Genomic DNA, 19,288 nt, shown 5'->3' with positions numbered 1-19,288 from the left:
GCCAGCACCACCCACCAAGGAATCGGAGAGATCATGACCGTCGTAGGAGTTGTCGGTGCCGGGGTCATGGGCATCGGAGTCGCGCACAATCTGGCCCAGTCCGGTTACGAGACCGTCCTCGTCGACATCGACGAGCGGATTCTCACCGACGCCAAGGCGGCCATAAGCCGCAACTGCCGGCTCAGCCGCCTGATGGGCGGACCGGCCCTGGACCCCGACGAGATCCTGGGCCGGATCACCACCGCTGTCGGCGTCGAGGCGCTCGCCAAGGCCGACTTCGTGATCGAGAACGTCACCGAGAACTGGGAGATCAAGCGCGAGGTGCACGCCGAGCTGGACCGCGTGCTCTCCCCCGAGGCGGTCGTGATCGTCAACACTTCCGCGATCCCGATCACCCGCGTCGCCGCGGTCGGCACGCACCCGGAGCGGGTCGTCGGGGTGCACTTCATGAACCCGGTGCCGGCCAAGCCGGTCGTGGAGCTGATCCCCGGCTTCCACACCGCGCAGGAGACCGTCGAGGTCACCCGCCAGCTCCTCAGCGGCATGGGCAAGAAGGCGGTGGACGTCAAGGACGCCTCCGGCTTCGTCTCCAACCGGGTGCTCATGCTGACCGTCAACGAGGCCGCCTTCCTCGTCCACGAGGGCGTCGCCACCGCGGAGTCGGTGGACGAGGTGTTCCGCGGGTGCTTCGGGCACCCGATGGGTCCGCTGGAGACCGCCGACCTGATCGGCGTCGACACGATCCTCTACAGCGTCGAGGTGCTCTACGAGCACTACGCCGACAGCAAGTACCGGCCCTGCCCGCTGCTCAAGCAGATGACCGACGCCGGACTGCACGGCCGGAAGACCGGCCGTGGCTTCTACACCTACGACAACAAGGGATGACGACCATGTCCGAGAACACCACCGCCCAGACCAGCATCCTCTCCTTCATCGAGGCCCGCTTCCCGCAGGCCAGCATCGCCACCGACCAGGACATCTTCTCGCTCGGCTACATCAACTCGCTCTTCGCGATGGAGCTGGTGATGTTCATCGAGAAGACCTTCGGCCTCACCATCCCCAACGACGAACTGCGCATCGACAACTTCCGCACCGTCGAGGCCATGGCGGACCTCGTCGCCCGCCGGAGCGTCCCCGTCTCCGTCGACTGAGGAGCCAGACCATGACGAGCTTGACCACGGCGCCGCCCCTCGCGGCGGCGCCGGCGGGGGCCCGGATCACCCGGGACTCGGCACGCGCGTTCGTCGACACCCACATCATGCCGGTGGCCGACGTGTACGACCGGCGGGGCGCGGTCCCCGAGGAGTTGCAGGAGCGGATCGGCGAGGCGGGCCTGTGGGCCCCCTTCTACCCGGCCGCGCTGGGCGGCCAGGACCTTGACCTGGTGACGCTCGGTCAGGTGCACGAGGAGGTGGGCCGGGGATGTTCCTCGGTCAGGTCCCTGCTCACCGTGCACACCATGCTGTCGTGGGCGCTGCTCCGCTGGGGCAGCCCCGCCCAGATCGAGCAGTGGGCGCCGTCGCTGGCCACCGGCGCGGTGCGCGGCGCCTTCTGCCTGTCGGAGCCCGCAGGTGGCGGCAGCGACACCGCGGGCATCCGTACCACCGCCGTCCAGGAGAACGGCGGGTGGCGGCTCAACGGCCGCAAGAAGTGGATCACCGGTGGCCAACGGGCGGACCTGTTCCTGGTGTTCGCCCGCACCGAGTCCAGCGTGATCGCCCTGCTCGTACCACGCCGGTCACCCGGCGTGCGGGTGATACCGGTGGAGGACGTGCTCGGCACCCGGGCCTCGCTCATCGCCGAGCTGGAGTTCGACGATGTGCGGCTCGACTCCGACGCGCTGCTGGGGCCCAGTTCGTTCGCCTCCGGCATGGTGCTCAGCGGAACCCTCGACCTGGGCCGGTTCTCGGTCGCCTCCGGTTCCGTCGGAATCGTCCAGGCGTGCCTGGAGGCGTCGGCGTACTACACCGCGCAGCGCACGGTCGGCGGCAGCAAGCTCCGTGAACTCCAGCTCATCCGGGCGAAGTTGTCGGACATGGTCACCGATGTGCGGGCGGCCAGGCTGCTGTGCCACCAGGCCGGTGTGCTCAAGGACGCCGGGGACCCGGCGACCATCATGGCCACCTGGGTGGCGAAGTACTTCGCGTCCACCGCGGCGGCCCGGCACTCCACGGAGGCCGTACAGATCCACGGCGCCAATGGAATGAGCGCCGACTTCCCGGTCGCACGGCTGTACCGGGACGCGAAGGTCATGGAAATCATCGAGGGCAGCAACGAGATCCAGCGGATCACGATCGCTGACGAGGCATACCGGGAGTGGGCACTGTGAGCACGCTGACGCAACCGCCGGCCACCGCGCCGGCCACCGGCCCGGCGTCGCCGCCGGACGGTCCGTACCGCAAGCCCGCGCAGGGCAAGATCAAGTGCGTGGTGTGGGACCTGGACAACACTCTGTGGGACGGGGTGCTGCTGGAGGACGGCGAGGTCACCCTGCGCCCCGGCGTGGTGGAGCACATCCGCCGGCTGGACGCGCTGGGCGTCCTGCACTCCGTGGCGAGCAAGAACGACCACGACACGGCGATGGCGAAGCTGCGCGAACTCGGCCTTGAGGACCTGTTCCTGTACCCGCGGATCGGCTGGAACGCCAAGTCGGAGTCGGTCCGGCAGATCTCCGCCAAGCTCAATCTGGGGCTCGACGCGTTCGCCTTCGTCGACGACCAGGACTTCGAGCTGGCCGAGATGGAGTTCTCCGTCCCCGAGGTCACCCGGGTCAACGCGCTCGACATCGACACCGAGCTGAACCGGATCGAGTTCCGGCCGCGGTTCGTCTCCGACGAGTCGGCGCAGCGCCGGGCGATGTACCACAGCCAGCTCGCGCGGGACGAGATCGAGAGCGATTTCGTCGGCACCAACGAGGAGTTCCTGGCCAGCCTGGGCATGACGTTCACCATCGCCCCGGCGGCCCGCGAGGACCTCCAGCGCGCGGAGGAACTGACCATCCGCACCAACCAGCTCAACTCGACCGGCCGCACGTACTCGTACGACGAGCTGGACGCGCTGCGCGAGTCGCCCGACCACCTGCTGCTGGTGGCCACCCTCACCGACAGGTTCGGCTCGTACGGCAAGATCGGCCTGGCGCTGGTGGAGACCGGCGACCCGAACTGGCAGCTCCACATGATGCTGATGTCGTGCCGGGTGATGTCCCGCGGGGTCGGCTCGGTGCTGCTCAGCCACATCATGGAGCGGGCGCGGGAGGCCGGTGCGGGCCTGCGCGCGGACTTCGTGGAGACCGGCCGCAACCGGATGATGCAGATCACCTACGCCTTCAGCGGCTTCCGCGAGGTGGCCAGGGAGGGCGACCGGCTGGTGCTGGGGGCCGACCTGGACCAGATCCAGCCGCTGCCCGGCTATGTCGAGGTCGAGGTGACGCGATGACGACCGTGCTGGAGGCGGCGCCCGCCGCCTCGTGGCTGCCCTTCGCGGAGCAGCCCGGCTGCGCCGGCGTGCGGCTGTACTGCCTGCCGCACGCCGGGGGTTCGGCCTCGGCGTACCGTTCCTGGTTCGGCAGGCTGGGCCCGGTGTCGGTGCGCCCGGTCCAGCCGCCCGGCCGGGAGACCCGGCTGCGCGACACCCCGTACGACCGGATGGACCGGCTGGTGCCGGACCTCGCGGACGCCGTGCTGGCCGACACCTCCCCGGAGGGGGAGACGCGGCCGTACGCGGTGTACGGGCACAGCCTCGGGGCGCTGGTCGGCTTCGAGCTGGTGCGGGAGATCCGGCGCCGCGGCGGGCCCATGCCGGTGCACCTGTTCGTCTCCGGGTGCGCGGCGCCCGGCTCGCCCGACGACGGCGACCCGCCGGTGGCGGGGATGACGCAGGACGAGGTCGTGGCGCTGCTGCGGCGGATCGGCGGCACCCCGGAGTGGATGCTGACCGACCCGACGGTGCTGCGGATGATCCTGCCGCCGTTCCGCGCGGACTTCGGGGTCAGGGACTCCTACGAGTACCGGCCGCAGGCTCCGCTGAGCGTGCCGATCACGGCGCTCGCGGCCACCGACGACCCGCGCGCGGGCATCGCCGACGTGGCGGGGTGGCGCGACCAGACCACCGGGCGCTTCACCTCGCACACCCTGACCGGCGGGCACTTCGCGGTGCTGGAGCAGGCCGCGGTCACCCACCGGTACATCGACCGGGCGCTGCGCGGCACCTGGGGCCCGCAGCTTCCGGGCCTCGCGCCCATCCACCCGCAGGAGGCATCCGTTGTTCACCACTGAACCCGCGCGCCTGCCGTCGCGGCCGGGCGGGCCGCGACGGGAGGCCGGGGACCGGCCGCCGGGGACCGCGGGCGCCGCGGTCCCGGCGGGCCGGACCCTCACCGACTGGTTCCGGCACGGCCTGGCGCTCGACGGCGGGGCCGAGGCGCTGCGCGTCGGCTCCACCGCCGTCGACTACACGCGGCTGGACGCCGCCGCGCGGGCGCTCGCCGGGACCGTCGTCGCGGCGGTCCCCGGCGGGCGGCCCCGGCGGGTCGGCCTGCTGGCCTCCCGTACCGTGACCGCCTACGCCGGTCTGCTGGCCGCGCAGTTCGCGGGCGCGGCCGTCGTGCCGCTGCACCCCGGCTTCCCCGCCGACCGCACCGCCCGGATGATCACCGCGGCCGGTCTGGACGCGCTGATCGTGGACGAGCGCGGCGCCGCCGTGCTGCCGGAGCTGGCTGGGGTCCTCGACGGCGTCCCCGTCGTCGGGGAGCCGGTCGGGGAGCCGTTGGAGCAGCCGCTGCCGACGACGCCCGACGACATCGCGTACATCCTGTTCACCTCGGGCTCCACGGGCACGCCCAAGGGGGTGCCCGTGCTGCACCGCAATGTCGACGCCTATCTGCGCTTCGTGCACGGCCGGTACGGCTTCCACAGCGGGGACGTGTTCTCGCAGACCTTCGATCTCACCTTCGACCTGGCGATGTTCGACCTGTTCACCGGCTGGGGCAGCGGCGGCACCGTGGTGAGCGTGCCGCCGACCGCGTACGCCTCGCTGGAGCGGTTCGTCGCCGAGCAGGGCATCACGGTGTGGTTCTCCGCGCCGAGCCTGGTGTCGCTGCTGCGGCGGCGGCCCCGGGGGCTGCCCGCGGGCAGCATGCCGAGCCTGCGCTGGAGCCTGTTCTGCGGGGAGCCGCTGCTGGCCCACGACGCGCGGGAGTGGGGCGCTGCGGCGCCCGGCTCGGTGGTCGAGAATCTCTACGGCCCGACCGAGCTGACCATCTCGTGCAGTGTGCACCGCTGGGACCCGGTCACCTCACCGTCGTCGTGCGTCAACGACGTGGTGTCGATCGGCCGTCTGCACCCCGGTATGCGGGCGCTGCTGCACGAGCCCACCGAGGACGGCGACGGTGAACTGTGCGTCACCGGCGACCAGATGTTCCCCGGCTATCTCGACCCGGCCGACGACGAGGGCCGGTTCCTGGAACACGGCGGCGAACGCTGGTACCGCACGGGCGACTTGGTACGGCGGCTGCCCGGCGACGCCTTCGCGTATCTGGGCCGGCGCGACCACCAGGTGAAGATCCACGGGGTGCGCGTCGAACTGGCCGAGGTGGAGTGGGCGTTGCGCCGCGTCGAGGGTGTGAAGGAGGCCGTCGCGGTCGCCGTGGACGGCGAGTTGACGGCCTTCCTGCTCGGTGAGCGGCGGCCTCAGGCGGCCCTGGCCGAGGACCTGGCCGCTTTCCTGCCGCGCGCCCTGGTCCCCCGCCGCTTCGTCCAGGTCGAGGAGTTCCCGCTCAACGCCAACCGCAAGATCGACCGCAAGGCCCTCACGGCGCGCGCCGCGGCGGCCGACCGGTGACGGCGCCCCGCCACCGGGTGGCGGAGCCGGGCGTGCCGCGCGGACAGCACGCGCGGGGCGGCCGACGCGGAAGGTCCGCGACGGCCGCCCCTGGCGGTACGGGTGCCGGTACGTGCCGGTGTCAGCCCTCCACGAAGGACGCCAGACGGCGGACGGTGAAGTGCTCCAGCAGGTCGGTCGGGGCGAGGTCGCACGAGAGGGCCGCGCGGATGCGCGCCGAGAGCTCGACGGCGACGAGCGAGTGACCGCCCAGTTCGAAGAAGCCGTCATCCGCGCCGATTCCCTCCACCGCCAGGACCTGGCCCCAGATCTCCGCCAGCGCCGCCTCCGTGCCCTCGGCGGGCTCGGCGTACGGGGTGCGCAGCTTCGGCCGCGCGTGGCGCTGCCCGTCGTCGGCGGCCCGCTGCTCCGCCGACGTGCCGTCGCCGGTGACCCACTGGGCGAGCCGCGGGGCGAGCGGCCCGGAGGAGATCACCACGTGGGCGAGCCGGTCGGCCGCCGCCAGCGCGCGCTCCAGCAGGGTCAGGCCCTCCGGCACCGTCATCTCGTAGGCCCCGGCGGCCGGATCGCCGTGCGCCTCACGGCGCTCCGCGTCGGTCGCCCAGGTGTCCCAGTCGACGGTGATCCAGCGGCCCTCGCCGCGCAGCCGGGCCCTGCGGGCGTACGCGTCCAGCGCCGCGTTGGCCGCGGCGTGCGGACCGAACGTGACGCCGCCGAGCACCGCGGACAGCGAGGACACGGTGATCCTGCGGTCCTTGGCACGGTCCCCGAGGACCGCCTGGAGGGTGTGGAAGCCGGCCACCTTGGGGTGCAGGTGCGCGGCACGGTTCTCCCGGTCGGACAGGTGGGCGATCTCGAACCGGCTCGGGTCCCGCGTACCGGCCGCGTGCACCACCGCGTCGATGCCGCCGAACCGCTCGTCGGCCGCCCGGACGACGGCCCGCATCGCCTCCTGGTCGCCGACGTCCGCGCCCATGGCGATCACCTCGGCGCCGCGCGCTTCCAGATCCAGCACGTTCCTGATGTGCCGGGCGACCCGGTCGTCACCGGCCGACAGCTCCGGCCAGCGCTCACGCGGCGGGAGTCCGCCGCGCGAGGTCAGCACCAGACGGCAGCCGTGGCTCTCCGCGAGGTGTCGGGCCAGGGCCAGGCCGACGTCGCCGAGACCGCCGGTGATCAGCACCGTCTCGCCGTCGCCGAACACCGGACGCGCGGGGTCGGTCTCCTCCAGCGGGTGCGGCTGATAGGTCCGCGCCCACAGGTCGCCGGCCCGGACGGCCGAAGGCCCTTGGTGCGGGTGGACGATCGCGGCCAGCGTCTGGTCGACCGCCGCCGGTGTGCCGGCGCCCTCCGCCGGGTCCAGGTCGAGGTGACGGCACGACAGATGCGCGTTCTCCTGGCCGATGGTGGGGGCCAGCGCGGCGAGCGCCGCGTGCTCCGGATGCCGCAGATCGGTGCCGGTCACGGAGACGGCCCCGGCGGTCAGCAGGGTCAACTCGGCCTGCGCGGGCTCGGATTCGGCGGCCAGCACGCCGACCAGGCCGAGCGCGGAGTGCGTTCCCCGCTCCTGCTCCGCGGTGAAGTGCCCGGCGCCGTCGCCCTCGGGTGAGGCGAGCGAGAAGCCGTGCACGAGCGTGCGGGGCGCGACGAATTGCAGGGCCAGCAACTCCCCCAGATCCTCCGGGTGTTCGACGCGTACGGTGAAGTCCCCCGCCGCGTCCTGCCCGAACTCCCCGCCGGGCCTCGCCGTGACGACCTCGGCGCCGGCCACCGCCAGTCGGCGTACCAGCGCCTCGGCGCGCTCCTCGGCGGCCAGCACCAGCCACGGCCCGGCCGCGCGCAGCCGCTCGTCCAGATCGCGGGTGGGCAGCGGGCGTTGCCGCCACGCGGGCAGATACGACCACTGCGCGAGGTCGTCGACACGGCCCTCGGCCGGCGGCTTCTCACCGCGGGCTCCCGGCCGCGCCTCCACCCAGTGGCGGGTGCGGCGGAAGGGGTAGGTGGGCAGTTCGGCCCGCCGTCCCTCGCCCTTGTGCAGCGCGGCCCAGTCGATCGCGGCGCCCGCCAGCCACAGTCGGCCCAAGGTGGTCACGAGCCAGCGCGCCGCCGACCCGGAGGGAGCGTCGGCCTCGGGGGCGACGGTGACGGTCTCGACGTGCCCGGTCCCGGTGTCACCGGCGGCCCTGATCCGCACGCCGATCGCCCGCAGCCCCTGTTCCAGGACGGCGGAGACGGCAGGGGAAGCGCCGCCCTCGGGGGTTCCCGGCAGCAACGAGGCCGCCGCGGCGGCCAGTTGGGACCGCCAGTCGGCCGGTGCCCGCTCCTCCTCGGCCAGCACCACGGCCGGGTCGTGCCGGGTGGTCTCGCCGTCCACCCAGCGGCCGGGGTCGCCGAGCGCGGCGACCGCGTCCTGGAGGTCGTCGCAGACCACGAAGCGGCGCAGTGCGAAGTGCCCGCGCGAGACCTGGAGGGTGTAGGCGACGTCGGCCGGGTCCAGTTCGGGGTGCGCGGCCAGGTGGCCGCGCAGCCGCTCGGTGACCTCGTCGAGCGCGTCCTGGTCGCCCGCGGAGAAGGCCAGCAGGTGCGGTCCGGGGACGGCGGCGCGGGCGGTACGCGGCGGGGCCTGCTCGATGACGACGTGCGCGTTGGTGCCGCCCATGCCGAAGGAGCTGACTCCGGCCCGGCGCGGCTCGGGCCCGGCCGGCCACGGCTGATTGTGCGGCAGTACGGTGAAGCGGTCGGAGGCGGCGGCCAGCGCGGGGTTGGGCTTCTCGAAGCCGGGGATGGCCAGCCGTACGCCGTCGCGGACGCCGAGCGCGGCCCGGATCAGGCCGGTGACGCCGGAGGCCCGGTCCAGGTGGCCGACGGCCGGTTTGGCCGAGCCCAGCACGATCGGTGTCTGCGGTGTCGTCTGGAACACCCGTGACAGCGCGGTCAGTTCGATGCCGTCGCCGAGCGCGGTGCCGGTGGCGTGGCACTCCACGTAGCCGACGGACTCGGGCTTGACGTCGGCGACGTTCAGCGCGGTACGGATCACCGCGGCCTGTCCCTCGACGCCCGGTGCGGAGTAACCGACGCGTTCCTGACCGTCGTTGTTGACCGCGGAGCCCAGGATGACCGCGTGGATCACGTCGCCGTCGGCGAGCGCGTCGGTCATCCTGCGCAGCGCGACCACGCCGACGGCCGCGCCCATCACCGTTCCGTCGGCCGCCGCGTCGAAGCTGCGGACCGTGCCCTGCGGCGAGGTGATGCCGCCCGGGTGGTACATGTACCCGGTCGGCTGCGGCAGCGGCAGGAAGGCGCCGCCGGCCAGGGCCAGATCGCTCTCGAAGGTCAGCAGGCTCTGGCAGGCCAGGTGGACCGCGACCAGCGACGTCGAGCAGAAGGTCTGCACGCTCAGGCTCGGACCGCGCAGGCCGAGCTTGTACGCCACCAGGCTGGTGAGCGAGTCCCGTTCGTTGCCGACCGCGACCAACTGGCCGCCGCCGGGCTCGTCCATGACGTGCGCGACGTTGTCGAGCAGGTAGTCGGGGAAGGCGGAACCGCCGAAGACGCCGACCTGTCCCGGCGGGGCCACCGGCGGGTAACCGGCGTTCTCCAGCGCTTCCCAGGAGCACTCCAGGAAGAGCCGGTGCTGCGGGCCCATCGTCTCCGCCTCGCGCGGCGAGAAGCCGAACGCGGCGGCGTCGAAGTCGGCGATGCCGTCGACCGGCCCGCCCACCCGTACGTAGTGGGGGTTGGCGGCGGTCCGCGCGGAGACGCCCGCCGCGGCCAGTTCCTCGTCGGTGATCTCGCGCAGGCCGCTGACACCGGCCAGCGCGTTGCGCCACAGCGTGGCCACGTCCGGGGCGCCGGGGAAGCGGCCGGCCATGCCGACCAGGGCCACCGCGGAATCGTAGGCGTCGTACGCCTCGTCGGTCTCGTCCGTCTCGTCGGGTATGTCAGACACGATGTCTCCTCACAGCAGGTGGCTGCGGCCCCAGCCGCGAGAGAGCCGGTAGGTGGCGAAGGCGCCGCAGGCCACGCCGATCGCCAGGCAGACCAGCGCCGGGCGCAGCATCCGCGAGGCGTCGCCGTCGATGGCGGCGTGCAGCAGGGACATCGCCCAGTAGCCGGGCGAGGCCGGGGCGATGTGCTGGGCCCAGGCGGGCATCAGGCTGACCGGCACCAGGGCGCCGCCGAGCGCGCTGACCAGCATCGCGCCCAGGTCGGAGACCATGCCGAGGTCGCCGCGGCTGCGGACGACCGTGGCGAGCGCCGTGCCGAGGGCGAGCAGGGTGAAGCCCCACACCGCGACGGCCAGCATGATCCAGCCCAGGGTCGGCGGGACCGGCAGCCCGATCACCAGGCAGCCGAAGATCAGCAGCACGCTCTGCTGGAGCAGCAGGATCACGAAGGCCGGTACGGCCTTGCCCAGCAGGAGCTGGGCCCGTGAGGCGCGGGTGACGCGCAGCCGGTCCCAGGTGCGCCACTCGCGCTCGACCATGATCGAGTTGCCCACGATGGAGAGCGCGAAGACCGAGAACATCACCAGCGGCCCGGTGACCGCCTGGAGCGTGCCGGTCTTGAGCGCGGTCACGTACAGCGGTTTGAAGACCAGCATCAGCAGCATCGGCATCGCGATGTAGCTGATGAGCTGTCCGGGGTCGCGCAGCCGCAGCAGGGCGTTGTACTTGGCCATCAGGCCGGACCGGTAGAGGGATTCAGTCGACATCGAGCACCGCCAGGGATCGGTAGAGGTCGTCGAGGTCGGGCTTGCGGACGTCGACGGAGGTGACCGGCTGCCGCGCCTCGTGGAGCAGCCGCACCAGGGCGGCGGTCGGGTCGGTGGTGGACTCGTGGAGTTCGCTGCCGTCGGCCAGGACCACGCGGACCTCGCCGGGCAGGCCCTCAAGGAGCTGCGCGCTGGTGCCGCGGGCGACGACCCGGCCGCGCTTGGCGACGGCGATGGTCGCGGCCAGTTCGGTGAGTTCGGTCAGATAGTGGGTGGTGTAGACGACGGCGGCTCCGTCGGCGGCGCGGAGCTTGACGGTGTCGAGCAGCGCCTGGCGGGTCTCCGGGTCGGCGCCCGCGGTGGGCTCGTCGAGCAGCAGCAGGTCGGGGCGGTGGATCATGGCGACGGCCGCCTGCGTACGGCGCTGCTGGCCGCCGGAGAGCACACCGGCCGGGCGGTCGAGGAATTCGGTCAGCCGCAGCGCGGCGGACAGTTCGTCGATGGCGGACGTGAGGGCGCGGCGGCGCAGTCCCGAGAGGCCGCCGAAGAACTTCATGTGCTCGCGGACGGACAGCGGCGGGTAGAGGGCGATGTTCTGCGGGGAGACGCCGATCCGCCCGCGCGCCTTGGTGGGCTCCTCGCCGCCGATGCGGACGCCGCCGGAGTCGGCCCTGATGAGCCCGGAGACGATCTCGACGAAGGTCGACTTGCCCGCGCCGTTGTGGCCGACCAGTCCGACGATCTCGCCGCGGTGCGCGGTCAGTTCGAAGCCGTCGAGCGCCTGGACCTCGCCGTAGCGCTTGCTGAGTCCGGTCACTTCGAGCATGGCCCGGTCGCTGTCCTCACCGCTCCTGGCGGCCTGCCGGTCCGGCTTCCGCGACGGTTCGTCCCGCACTCCCGCCGGCGGCGAGGGGGTCCTCAAGCTCATTGCTCCTCCTGGGAATCGGTGTGCTGCCAGTGCAGAACGCGGTGGTCAGGACCGGTGGGCGCCGGGGCGGGGCACCCGTACCGCACGGGGTGGGGCGCCCGCGTCACTGCTCCTCCACCGATTCGGTACGCCGGCGGGTGGGGAAGGAGGCCGCCGGGCGGTGGCGGGGGGCCGTGGAGCGGGGGGCCGGGGTGGTACGGGCCGCGGGGGTGCCGGAGCCGCCGGTGCTGGCGGCCAGGCCGTAGCGGCGCTGGGTGGCCGGGACGCCCCAGGCGGAGGTCTCGACCGGCGTCGCGGGCGCCGAGCCCGCGCCGCCGCGGCCGGGACGCGGGGTCCTGCCGTCGGCCGCTGCCCCGGTCTCGCGGGCCAGCCGCTCCAGCGCCTTGCCCGCCGCCTCGCGCCAGGAGTCGGCGCCGAGCCGTTCGAAGGCGCCGAGCGCGCCCCGCAGCCGGGCGGTGGCCTGCTCGTACCGGCGCTCGCGCAGGTCGAGCGTGCCGAGCGAGAACAAGATGGCGGCCTCGCCGAGGGAGTCCCCGGCGCGCTGCGTGGCGCGCAGCGCGTCGGTGCCCGCGGCCCGCCAGTCGTCGTGGGCCCGCTGGACCGCGGCCAGCGCTCCGACCGCGACCGCCAGGTGCCAGCACGCCTCGGTCTCGTGAACGTCGGCCGCCTGCCGTACGGCGGCCAGCAGCGACTCGCGCTCGGTGCCGTACCACTCGCCGGGGTCGCTCAACACGGCCCGGAGCATGGGCAGTTCCATCGGCCAGCGGGTGGGGTGGTGGAGTTCGGCGGCCGGGGTGCCGCCCTGGCGCAGCAGCGCCTCGTCGGCCAGCGTCAGCCACGCGCCGAGCAGCCGCCGCCGCGGGGCCGACTCGTCCTGGTCCTCGGCCAGTTCCGCCAGGCACTCGGCGGCGTGCAGCCGGGTCAGGCCGCGCAGCCGGTAGCGGGCGGTGACGCCGCTGCCGCCGACCGGGTCGACCAGCCGGGCGTCGACCAGCGTCTCCAGCACGTCCACGGCCGACGCGGTCGCCACGTCGAGCAGCGGGGCCGCGGCCCACGCGGGGAACTCCGCCGTGGGCAGTCCGCCGAGCCGGGCGAAGAGCTGCCGTGCGGGCGCGGCCAGTTGCTCGTAGGTGCCGCGCAGCGCGGCCCGGACGTCCAGGCCCTGGTGGAACAGCTCGTCCAGGCGGCGGCGTTCGTCGCGCAGCCGCGCGGTGAGCTGGGCCAGGCTCCAGTGCGGGCGGGCGGACAGCCGGGCGGCGGCGGCGCGCAGTGCCAGCGGCAGCCCGTCGCACAGCTCGGCCAGTTCGATCGCCTCGCTGGGCTCGGCCGCCACCCGCTCGCGGCCGGTCATCGCCGCGAGCAGTTCCACGGCCTCGGGGATCTGCGGCACTTCCAGCTCGACGGTGTACGTGTCGGCGGGCGCGGACAGCCGGGCGCGGCTGGTGACGAGCAGACCGCAGGTGGGGGTGCCGGGCACCAGGGGGCGCAGCAGCGTGACGTCGGCGGCGTCCTCGACGACCACCAGCATCCGGCGCTCGGCCAGCGCGCTGCGGTAGAGCGCGGAGCGGCCGTCCAGGGACTCCGGTACGGCGGCGGCGGTGAAGCCGAGCGCCCGCAGGAAGCGTTCCAGGACGTCGGAGACCTCGCGGGGACCGGCGCCGACCGGCAGCCTCGCGTACAACTGGCCGTCGGCGAAGGCCGGGGCGAGGGCGTGCGCGGCCTCGACGGCGAGCGCGGACTTGCCGACGCCCGCGCAGCCGGTGATCACGGCCATCGGCGCCGAGGGCGCGGACAGCCGGTCGGTCAGTTCCGCCAGGACGTCGGCGTGGCCGGTGAAGTCGGTGATCCGGGCCGGGAGCATCCGCGGCAGCGGCAGCGGCGCGGTCGCGTTGACGGTGGCGGGGGCGGCGGTCTGCGGGAGGTCCAGGTCGCCGGAGCCGTTGAGGATGGCCAGCTCCAGCTTGAGCAGCACCGGCCCCGGTTCGATGCCCAGCTCCTCGATGAAGGTGCGCCGCACCTGGTGGTACGCGGCCAGCGCCTCGGCCTGCCGCCCGCAGCGGTACAGCGCGGTCATGAGCTGCACGGCGGGGCGCTCGCGCAGCGGGAATTCGGCGGCCAGCGCGCTGATCTCGCCGAGCACCTCGTGGTGCAGGCCCAGACGCAGCTCGGCGTCCAGGCACTCCTCCAGCACCTCGAAGCGGCGCTCGGAGATCCGTACCAGCTTCGTCTGCACCACGGGGCTGTCGACCTCGGGCAGCGGGTCGCCGTTCCACAGGTCGAGCGCCTCGCGGAAGGCGGCGCGGGCGGCGGCGGGCCGCCCGTCGGCCGCGGCGGCCCGGCCGCGGGCCGCCAGCTCGTCGAAGACGTGCAGGTCCAGCTCGCCGGGGGCGAGGTCGAGGGTGTAGCCGAGGCCGTGCATGCGGATGCGCTTGCCGAGCCCGGCGCGCTCCATCCGCTGGCGCAGCGCCGACACGGCGGTCTGCACCTGGGAGCGGGCGGTCGCGGGCGGGGCGCCGCCCCAGACCGCGTTCACCATCGTTTCGAGTCCCACACCGCGGCCGGTCTCCAGCAGCAGCAGCGCGAGCACGATCTGCTGCCGCCGCGCCGTGACCGCCACTTGCTGCGAGCCGCGCACCTCGAGGGAGCCGAGTACCCGGAACCGGACCGCGGTGCCCACCGGGGCGGCGGGCGCCTGCCCGTCCACGGTGGGCTCACCCGTCAGGTCCGTTGTCGAGTCCGATGTCGAGTCCGCGGGCGGGTTCGCAGCCGGGTCCGGCGTGGGGTCCGCCGTGGCTCTGGCGGGGAGGGGTGATGCGATCGCCATGTCCGTCAGCCTTCCTTGCAACGTGAGGCTCGCGGGGCCCGGTGCCGCCGCGGCGGGTGGGTTCAGATCAGGACTTCGTGCGGTGCCGGATGGCCGAGGAAGCCGACCGGACTGGCCGTCAGGCCGTAGGCGCCCGCCTGGAACACCGCGATGAGGTCGCCGATCTCCGCGTGGGGCAGTGACACGTCCTTGCCGAGCAGGTCGAGCGGGGTGCAGAGGCAGCCGACCACGTCGACCGTCTCGGTGGCCGGGGAGACGGCGGAACCCACCACCGCGATGGGGTAGTTGCGCCGGATCGCGCGGCCCAGGTTGCCGGTGGCCGCGAGCTGGTGGTGCAGACCGCCGTCCACCACGAGGAAGGTGGTGCCGCGGGAGATCTTGCGGTCCACGACCCTGGTCAGATAGACACCGGCCTCGCCGACCAGATAGCGGCCGAGTTCGATGACGGTGCGCGCCTGCGGGAGCGCGGGGCGGATGACGGTGTCGAGGAGCTTGGCGAGGTTCTCGCCGATCGGCCCCAGGTCCAGGGCGCGGTCGCGGGCGGCGTAGGGGATGCCGAAGCCGCCGCCGAGGTTGAGGTAGCGCACCGGACCCGGCGCGTGCTCGGCCAGTTCCGTGACCAGTTCCACGGTGCCGCGCTGGGCGGCGCAGATGCTCTCGGCGTCGAGGTTCTGCGATCCGGCGAAGACGTGGAAGCCCTGGAAGTCCAGCCCGGCCGCGCCGATCCCGGCGAGCAGTTCCGGTGCCTGTTCGGCGTCCACCCCGAACTGCTGCGGCCCGCCGCCCAGCCGCATGCCCGAACCGCGCACCGCGAAGGGCGGGTTGACGCGCAGGGCGACGCGGGCGGTGATGCCGAGCTGTTCGCCCGCGAGCCGGACCCGGGCCAGTTCCGTGGCCGACTCCAGTTCCACGATGACGCCCGCGGCGACGGCCTGCCGGATCTCGATCGAGGTCTTGCCGGGTCCGGCGAAGCCGATCCGCTCGGCCGGGACGGTGGTGTCGAGCGCGGTGAGCATCTCACCGGCCGACGCCACGTCGAGGCCGTCGACCAGCGTGCTCATGTGGTGCAGCAGCGCGGGCATCGGATTGGCCTTGACGGCGTAGTTCAGCTCCACGCCGTCGGGCAGCGCCGCCCGCAGTTCCGCGACGCGGCGGCTGAGCAGGGAACGGTCGTAGGCGAAGAAGGGGGTGGAGCCGACGCGTTCGGCCAGCCGCCCCGCGGGCACCCCGCCGACGGCCAACTCGCCGTCCACGACGGTGAACCGGCCGTGCCGGCCGAAGCCGCCGAAAGCGTCGGCGCCCTCCGCGCCCTGACCCGGTGCCGCGCCGCTCATCGGTTGCCCTCCACGGTCCTGCGCAGCTCGACCCGGTCGAATTTCCCGTTCACCGAACGCGGCAGTTCGTCCAGGACGACCGTGCGGCGCGGCAGCATGTACGGCGGCAGCTCGCGGGCGAGCGCCTGGTGCAGCCGGGCGGTGTCGCAGGCCCCCGCGACGACCAGGACCACGTGCTGGCCGAGCCGTTCGTCGCCGACGCCGAGCGCGACCGCCTCGGTGACCAGGCCGCTGGCGTACACGGCCTCCTCGATCTCGGTGGGGCTGATCCGGTAGCCCGACGACTTGATCATGTCGTCGGTGCGGCCGACGAAGTACAGGAAACCGGCCTCGTCGCTGTAGACGGTGTCGCCCGACCAGACCGCCAACTCGGTGCCGCCGTACGGGACGGCGCCCGGCACCGGGCGGAAGCGCTCGGCGGTGCGCTCGGGGTCGTTCCAGTAGCCGAGGGCCACCAGCGCGCCGCGGTGCACCAGTTCGCCGTGCTCGCCGGGCACGCACGGGGTGCCGTCGGGGCGGAGCACCAGGATCTCGGCGTTGGGGATGGCCTTGCCGATCGAGTCGGGACGGCGGTCGGTCTCGTCCGGGTCGAGGTAGGTGGAGCGGAACGCCTCCGTGAGCCCGTACATCAGATACGGCCGGGCCTGCGGGAAGATCTCGCGGAGCCGGCCCAGGGTGGCGCGGGGCATCCGGCCGCCGGTGTTGGCGAAGTACCGCAGCCGCGCGGTCGCCTCCCGCGGCCACTGCTGGGCGGCCAGTTGCAGCCACAGCGGCGGTACGCAGGTGAGCGCGGTGACGCCGTGGCGGGCGCAGAGCCGTACCACCTCGCGCGGCAGCAGGTAGTTGGTGAGCACCAGGTGGGCCCCGGCGATCAGGGTGGTGGTGAGCTGGCTGAAACCGGCGTCGAAGCTGAACGGCAGCGCGGCCAGCACCACGTCGTCCTCGGTGTGCCCGAGGTAGGAGGCGACGCTCTCGGCCCCGGCGAGCAGATTGCGGTGCGAGAGCACCACGCCCTTGGGGCCGCCGGTGCTGCCCGAGGTGTAGAAGACGGCCGCGACGTCGCCGTCCACGACGGCGTCGGCGCCGGGCACCGGCAGCGGCCCGTGCTCGCGCAGCCGCTCCCACGGCACCGCGGTCCAGCGGTCGTCGGCCGGGAGTACGGTGCCGGTGTCGCCGATCAGCACCAGGTGGCGGACGGTGGTGTCCGGCGGCAGCGCCGCGCGTACGGTCTCCAGCCGCTCGGCGGTGGTGACCAGCGCGGTGACCGCGCAGTCGGTGGTGATACCGGCCAGGTGGCGGCCCTTGAAGAGCGGGTTGACCGGGACGAAGACGGCCCCGGCCGCGGAGACCGCGAGCATCGACACGACGGTCTCGACGCGCTTTTCCGCGTAGACCGCGACGCGGTCGCCGCGCCGCACGCCCAACCGGTGCAGGCCGTAGGCGACTTCGGCGACCTGCTCGGCGAGTTCGCCGTAGCTGACGGTGCGGTCCTTGAAGGTCAGCGCCGGTCGGTGGGTCGCGCCGCGCGCGATCAGCCGGTCCAGGCGGGTCAGCGGCGCGGCGACCCGGCGGGCGGCCACCGCCGCCCCGTGGGGCGCCGTGCCGTTCGTGGACGGCGCACTTGTCGCCGTGCCGTTCGCCGCCGTGCCGTTCGCCGCCGTGGCGTGTGCTGTCGTCCGGCCCGTCGTCGGTTCGCTCACCGCCGACGCGCTCACCGTCGGCTCACTCATGGCCGGCCGCGAGTTCCGGCGTGACGAAGTCGGCGACGGTCGCCCACAGCGAGCCGACCGTGGCGAAGGTCTCCTCGGTCAGCAGCTCGTCGTCCAGCTCCACCCCGAAGTGGTCCTCCAGGTCCGCGAGAAGCTGCACGACGCCCATCGAGTCCAGCCCCAGCGCGGCCAGATCGGCGTCCGCCGTCAGCTCGTCGCCCTCCGCGTACGGCAGGCGGGGCAGCAGGACGTCCTGAAAGGTGCGCGGTATCTCCCGCGTCGTCTCGGCCATGGTGATCGGTCCCCTTGTCTTCGTCCGGTCTTCGTCTTCGTCCGGGGCGCGGGACCCACCCGCGCACAGATGTCACTTGACCGCCGGCCGCTCTCGAACCGCCATCGCAGCGCTCTCGCCCGGCCCCTCGGACGAGGTGACGCGGGTTCCCGGGGCGATGGCGCGGCCCCCGGCGGCGGTCCCCGGACAGTGGGCCGATAGCGGATCGATAGCGCGCCGGGAGCCGGTATCAGGGGGCGGTGAGCGGAACGAGGGCGGCGTGATGGCGGCCCGACGCACCATGGGCGGAGCACGAACGGAACCTGACCCGCCGCGGCACCGCATTGATCCACGAAGGGGAGGCACCCTCCATGCTCACGGGGATATCCGACCTCGCGCCGACACCGGACCGCCCGCCGGAACACCCGCGTCCCGCGGGATACGACCGGCACCCGGCCGGCGGCCACGACAGCGGCGATCTCGTCGCGGTCTACCAGTACGCGACCCGCAGCGGCGCCGTCACCCCCGGCTCGATCGACCTGGTGGCGCTCGAACTCGGCCTGTCCGCGGGGGAGGTGTTCGCCGCCGCCGCACGGCTGGTGGAACTGCGGCTGCTGCGCACCGACGAGACGACCGGCACCGGTCTCGTACCGGTGGACCCGCACTCCGCGGCGACCCAGCTCACCTCGCCGATCGAGCGGGCCATCCTCCAACAGCGCGAGCTGGCCGACCGGTTGCGCGCCAGGATCGACTCCATCGCGGGCGGTCCGGGCGGCGCGGAAGGTCCGCTCGGCGTCATCGACACCGTCGAGGGCGAGGCCGAGATCCGCGGCCTGCTGCGGCTTGCGGCCGGTGACTGCGCCACGGAGGCGATCGTCCTGCGCCCCGGTCACGACGCGCGGATCGCCCCGGACGACCTCTTCGACGCCTGCTACGACACGCTCGGCACCGAGATCGACGTACGGGTGCTCTCGCCGCACCGCGACCGCGCCGACTTCGCCTCCCGCGCCCGCGCCAAGAAGCTGACGGAACGCGGCGCGTCGATCCGCACCATCCGCTCCGTGCCGCAGACGGCGGTGGTCTTCGACCGCGCGCTGGCCGTGGTGGTCACCGCGGGCGAGGCGGGCGGACCGCCCACCGCGCGGCAGGTCCGCGACGAGACGATGATCCGGTGCATGGTCGACATGTTCGACCTGCTGTGGGACGGCGCCGCGCCCTTCGCGATGGAGGAGGCGGGCTACGCGGAGGACATCAACGACGACCTCCAGCGCTCCATCGCCCGGCTGATGGCCCAGGGCCTCACCGACGAGGTCGTGGCCCGCCGCCTGGACATGTCGGTCCGCACCTGCCGCCGCCACATCGCGGCCCTGCTGCGCAGCCTGGGCTCGGTCAGCCGCTTCCAGGCCGGCGTCCAGATCGCCCAGCGCCTGTCCCTGGAGGAGGCCGCCTGAACCCGCCCCCCGCACACCCGTCCCCGACCCGCACGGCGGGGGGGGGGGAGCACCCCAGGGGGGGGGCAGGGGGGGGGGGGTGGGGGGGGGGGGGGGGGGGGGTGGCGGGGGGGGGGGGGGGGGGGGGGGGGGGGGGGGGGAGCGCGGGGGGGGGGGGGGGGTTTGTTTGGGGTGGGGGGGGGGGGGGTGGGGGGGGGGGGGGGGGGGGAGAGAAAGGTG

General features: G+C 73.7%; 14 protein-coding genes. 7 read left to right on the top strand and 7 right to left on the bottom strand.

Translation table 11 applies throughout. The annotated features are described in order from the left end of the window. Positions 1-33 precede the first annotated feature (33 nt). The 6 genes from ACZ37P_RS10490 to ACZ37P_RS10465 are packed head-to-tail and all read left to right on the top strand — an operon-like array spanning position 34 to position 5,838. Positions 34-885, top strand: a complete 852-nt coding sequence (locus ACZ37P_RS10490; protein ID WP_355341416.1) for a 3-hydroxyacyl-CoA dehydrogenase family protein — start codon at positions 34-36, stop codon at positions 883-885. A 5-nt stretch (positions 886-890) separates the two neighbouring features. After that, positions 891-1,151: an acyl carrier protein gene (locus ACZ37P_RS10485; RefSeq protein ID WP_188282225.1), complete on the top strand. Its 261-nt coding sequence runs from the start codon at positions 891-893 to the stop codon at positions 1,149-1,151. An 11-nt stretch (positions 1,152-1,162) separates the two neighbouring features. Continuing rightward, positions 1,163-2,329 carry an acyl-CoA dehydrogenase family protein gene (locus tag ACZ37P_RS10480; protein ID WP_355341413.1) on the top strand — a complete coding sequence of 389 codons (1,167 nt, stop codon included), beginning with the start codon at positions 1,163-1,165 and terminating at the stop codon, positions 2,327-2,329. Then, positions 2,326-3,435: an HAD-IIIC family phosphatase gene (locus ACZ37P_RS10475; RefSeq protein WP_355341410.1), complete on the top strand. Its 1,110-nt coding sequence runs from the start codon at positions 2,326-2,328 to the stop codon at positions 3,433-3,435. The genes ACZ37P_RS10480 and ACZ37P_RS10475 overlap by 4 nt, the downstream gene beginning before the upstream one ends. Then, positions 3,432-4,274, top strand: a complete 843-nt coding sequence (locus ACZ37P_RS10470) for a thioesterase II family protein (protein ID WP_355341408.1) — start codon at positions 3,432-3,434, stop codon at positions 4,272-4,274. The genes ACZ37P_RS10475 and ACZ37P_RS10470 overlap by 4 nt, the downstream gene beginning before the upstream one ends. Then, positions 4,261-5,838 (top strand): AMP-binding protein, encoded by a 1,578-nt coding sequence (locus ACZ37P_RS10465; protein ID WP_467345996.1) that lies wholly within the window; start codon positions 4,261-4,263, stop codon positions 5,836-5,838. The genes ACZ37P_RS10470 and ACZ37P_RS10465 overlap by 14 nt, the downstream gene beginning before the upstream one ends. Positions 5,839-5,959: 121 nt before the next feature. Here ACZ37P_RS10465 and ACZ37P_RS10460 read toward each other — a convergent pair whose 3' ends face one another. The 7 genes from ACZ37P_RS10460 to ACZ37P_RS10430 form a co-directional block, all read right to left on the bottom strand. Then, complete coding sequence (locus ACZ37P_RS10460) at positions 5,960-9,787, bottom strand: SDR family NAD(P)-dependent oxidoreductase (protein WP_467345994.1); 3,828 nt, start codon at positions 9,785-9,787, stop codon at positions 5,960-5,962. 9 nt (positions 9,788-9,796) lie between these two features. Further along, on the bottom strand, positions 9,797-10,552 hold the full coding sequence (locus tag ACZ37P_RS10455) for an ABC transporter permease (protein WP_355341399.1): 756 nt from the start codon (positions 10,550-10,552) through the stop codon (positions 9,797-9,799). Further along, positions 10,542-11,480, bottom strand: a complete 939-nt coding sequence (locus tag ACZ37P_RS10450; RefSeq protein WP_355341396.1) for an ABC transporter ATP-binding protein — start codon at positions 11,478-11,480, stop codon at positions 10,542-10,544. Before ACZ37P_RS10450 ends, ACZ37P_RS10455 begins: the two co-directional genes overlap by 11 nt. Before the next feature lie 103 nt (positions 11,481-11,583). Then, positions 11,584-14,304, bottom strand: a complete 2,721-nt coding sequence (locus tag ACZ37P_RS10445) for an AfsR/SARP family transcriptional regulator (protein WP_402711488.1) — start codon at positions 14,302-14,304, stop codon at positions 11,584-11,586. 62 nt (positions 14,305-14,366) lie between these two features. Continuing rightward, positions 14,367-15,638: a pyridoxal-dependent decarboxylase, exosortase A system-associated gene (locus tag ACZ37P_RS10440; protein WP_467345991.1), complete on the bottom strand. Its 1,272-nt coding sequence runs from the start codon at positions 15,636-15,638 to the stop codon at positions 14,367-14,369. After that, entirely contained in the window at positions 15,635-17,368 is a 1,734-nt protein-coding gene (locus ACZ37P_RS10435; RefSeq protein ID WP_467345990.1) for an acyl-CoA ligase (AMP-forming), exosortase A system-associated, read from the bottom strand. Before ACZ37P_RS10435 ends, ACZ37P_RS10440 begins: the two co-directional genes overlap by 4 nt. Next, positions 17,361-17,639, bottom strand: coding sequence for a phosphopantetheine-binding protein (locus ACZ37P_RS10430; RefSeq protein ID WP_355341384.1), 279 nt, complete (start codon positions 17,637-17,639; stop codon positions 17,361-17,363). Before ACZ37P_RS10430 ends, ACZ37P_RS10435 begins: the two co-directional genes overlap by 8 nt. 350 nt (positions 17,640-17,989) lie before the next feature. Between ACZ37P_RS10430 and ACZ37P_RS10425 the strand changes: the two genes are divergently transcribed. Further along, positions 17,990-19,069 (top strand): helix-turn-helix transcriptional regulator, encoded by a 1,080-nt coding sequence (locus ACZ37P_RS10425; protein ID WP_355341381.1) that lies wholly within the window; start codon positions 17,990-17,992, stop codon positions 19,067-19,069. The last annotated feature ends 219 nt before the right edge of the window (positions 19,070-19,288 follow it).

The organism is Streptomyces sp. NPDC024632, from assembly GCF_055559175.1.
The sequence above is the reverse complement of the archived record's forward strand: the minus strand, read 5'-3'. Positions and strand labels throughout refer to the sequence as shown.

Bases quoted from the DNA above. Each gene is read 5' to 3' on its own strand.
- ACZ37P_RS10485 (WP_188282225.1), top strand. From the start codon at position 891: ATGTCCGAGAACACCACCGCCCAGACCAGCATCCTCTCCTTCATCGAG.
- ACZ37P_RS10445 (WP_402711488.1), bottom strand. From the start codon at position 14,304: ATGGCGATCGCATCACCCCTCCCCGCCAGAGCCACGGCGGACCCCACG.
- ACZ37P_RS10470 (WP_355341408.1), top strand. From the start codon at position 3,432: ATGACGACCGTGCTGGAGGCGGCGCCCGCCGCCTCGTGGCTGCCCTTC.
- ACZ37P_RS10435 (WP_467345990.1), bottom strand. From the start codon at position 17,368: ATGAGTGAGCCGACGGTGAGCGCGTCGGCGGTGAGCGAACCGACGACG.
- ACZ37P_RS10450 (WP_355341396.1), bottom strand. From the start codon at position 11,480: ATGAGCTTGAGGACCCCCTCGCCGCCGGCGGGAGTGCGGGACGAACCG.
- ACZ37P_RS10455 (WP_355341399.1), bottom strand. From the start codon at position 10,552: ATGTCGACTGAATCCCTCTACCGGTCCGGCCTGATGGCCAAGTACAAC.
- ACZ37P_RS10430 (WP_355341384.1), bottom strand. From the start codon at position 17,639: ATGGCCGAGACGACGCGGGAGATACCGCGCACCTTTCAGGACGTCCTG.
- ACZ37P_RS10440 (WP_467345991.1), bottom strand. From the start codon at position 15,638: ATGAGCGGCGCGGCACCGGGTCAGGGCGCGGAGGGCGCCGACGCTTTC.
- ACZ37P_RS10490 (WP_355341416.1), top strand. From the start codon at position 34: ATGACCGTCGTAGGAGTTGTCGGTGCCGGGGTCATGGGCATCGGAGTC.
- ACZ37P_RS10480 (WP_355341413.1), top strand. From the start codon at position 1,163: ATGACGAGCTTGACCACGGCGCCGCCCCTCGCGGCGGCGCCGGCGGGG.
- ACZ37P_RS10425 (WP_355341381.1), top strand. From the start codon at position 17,990: ATGCTCACGGGGATATCCGACCTCGCGCCGACACCGGACCGCCCGCCG.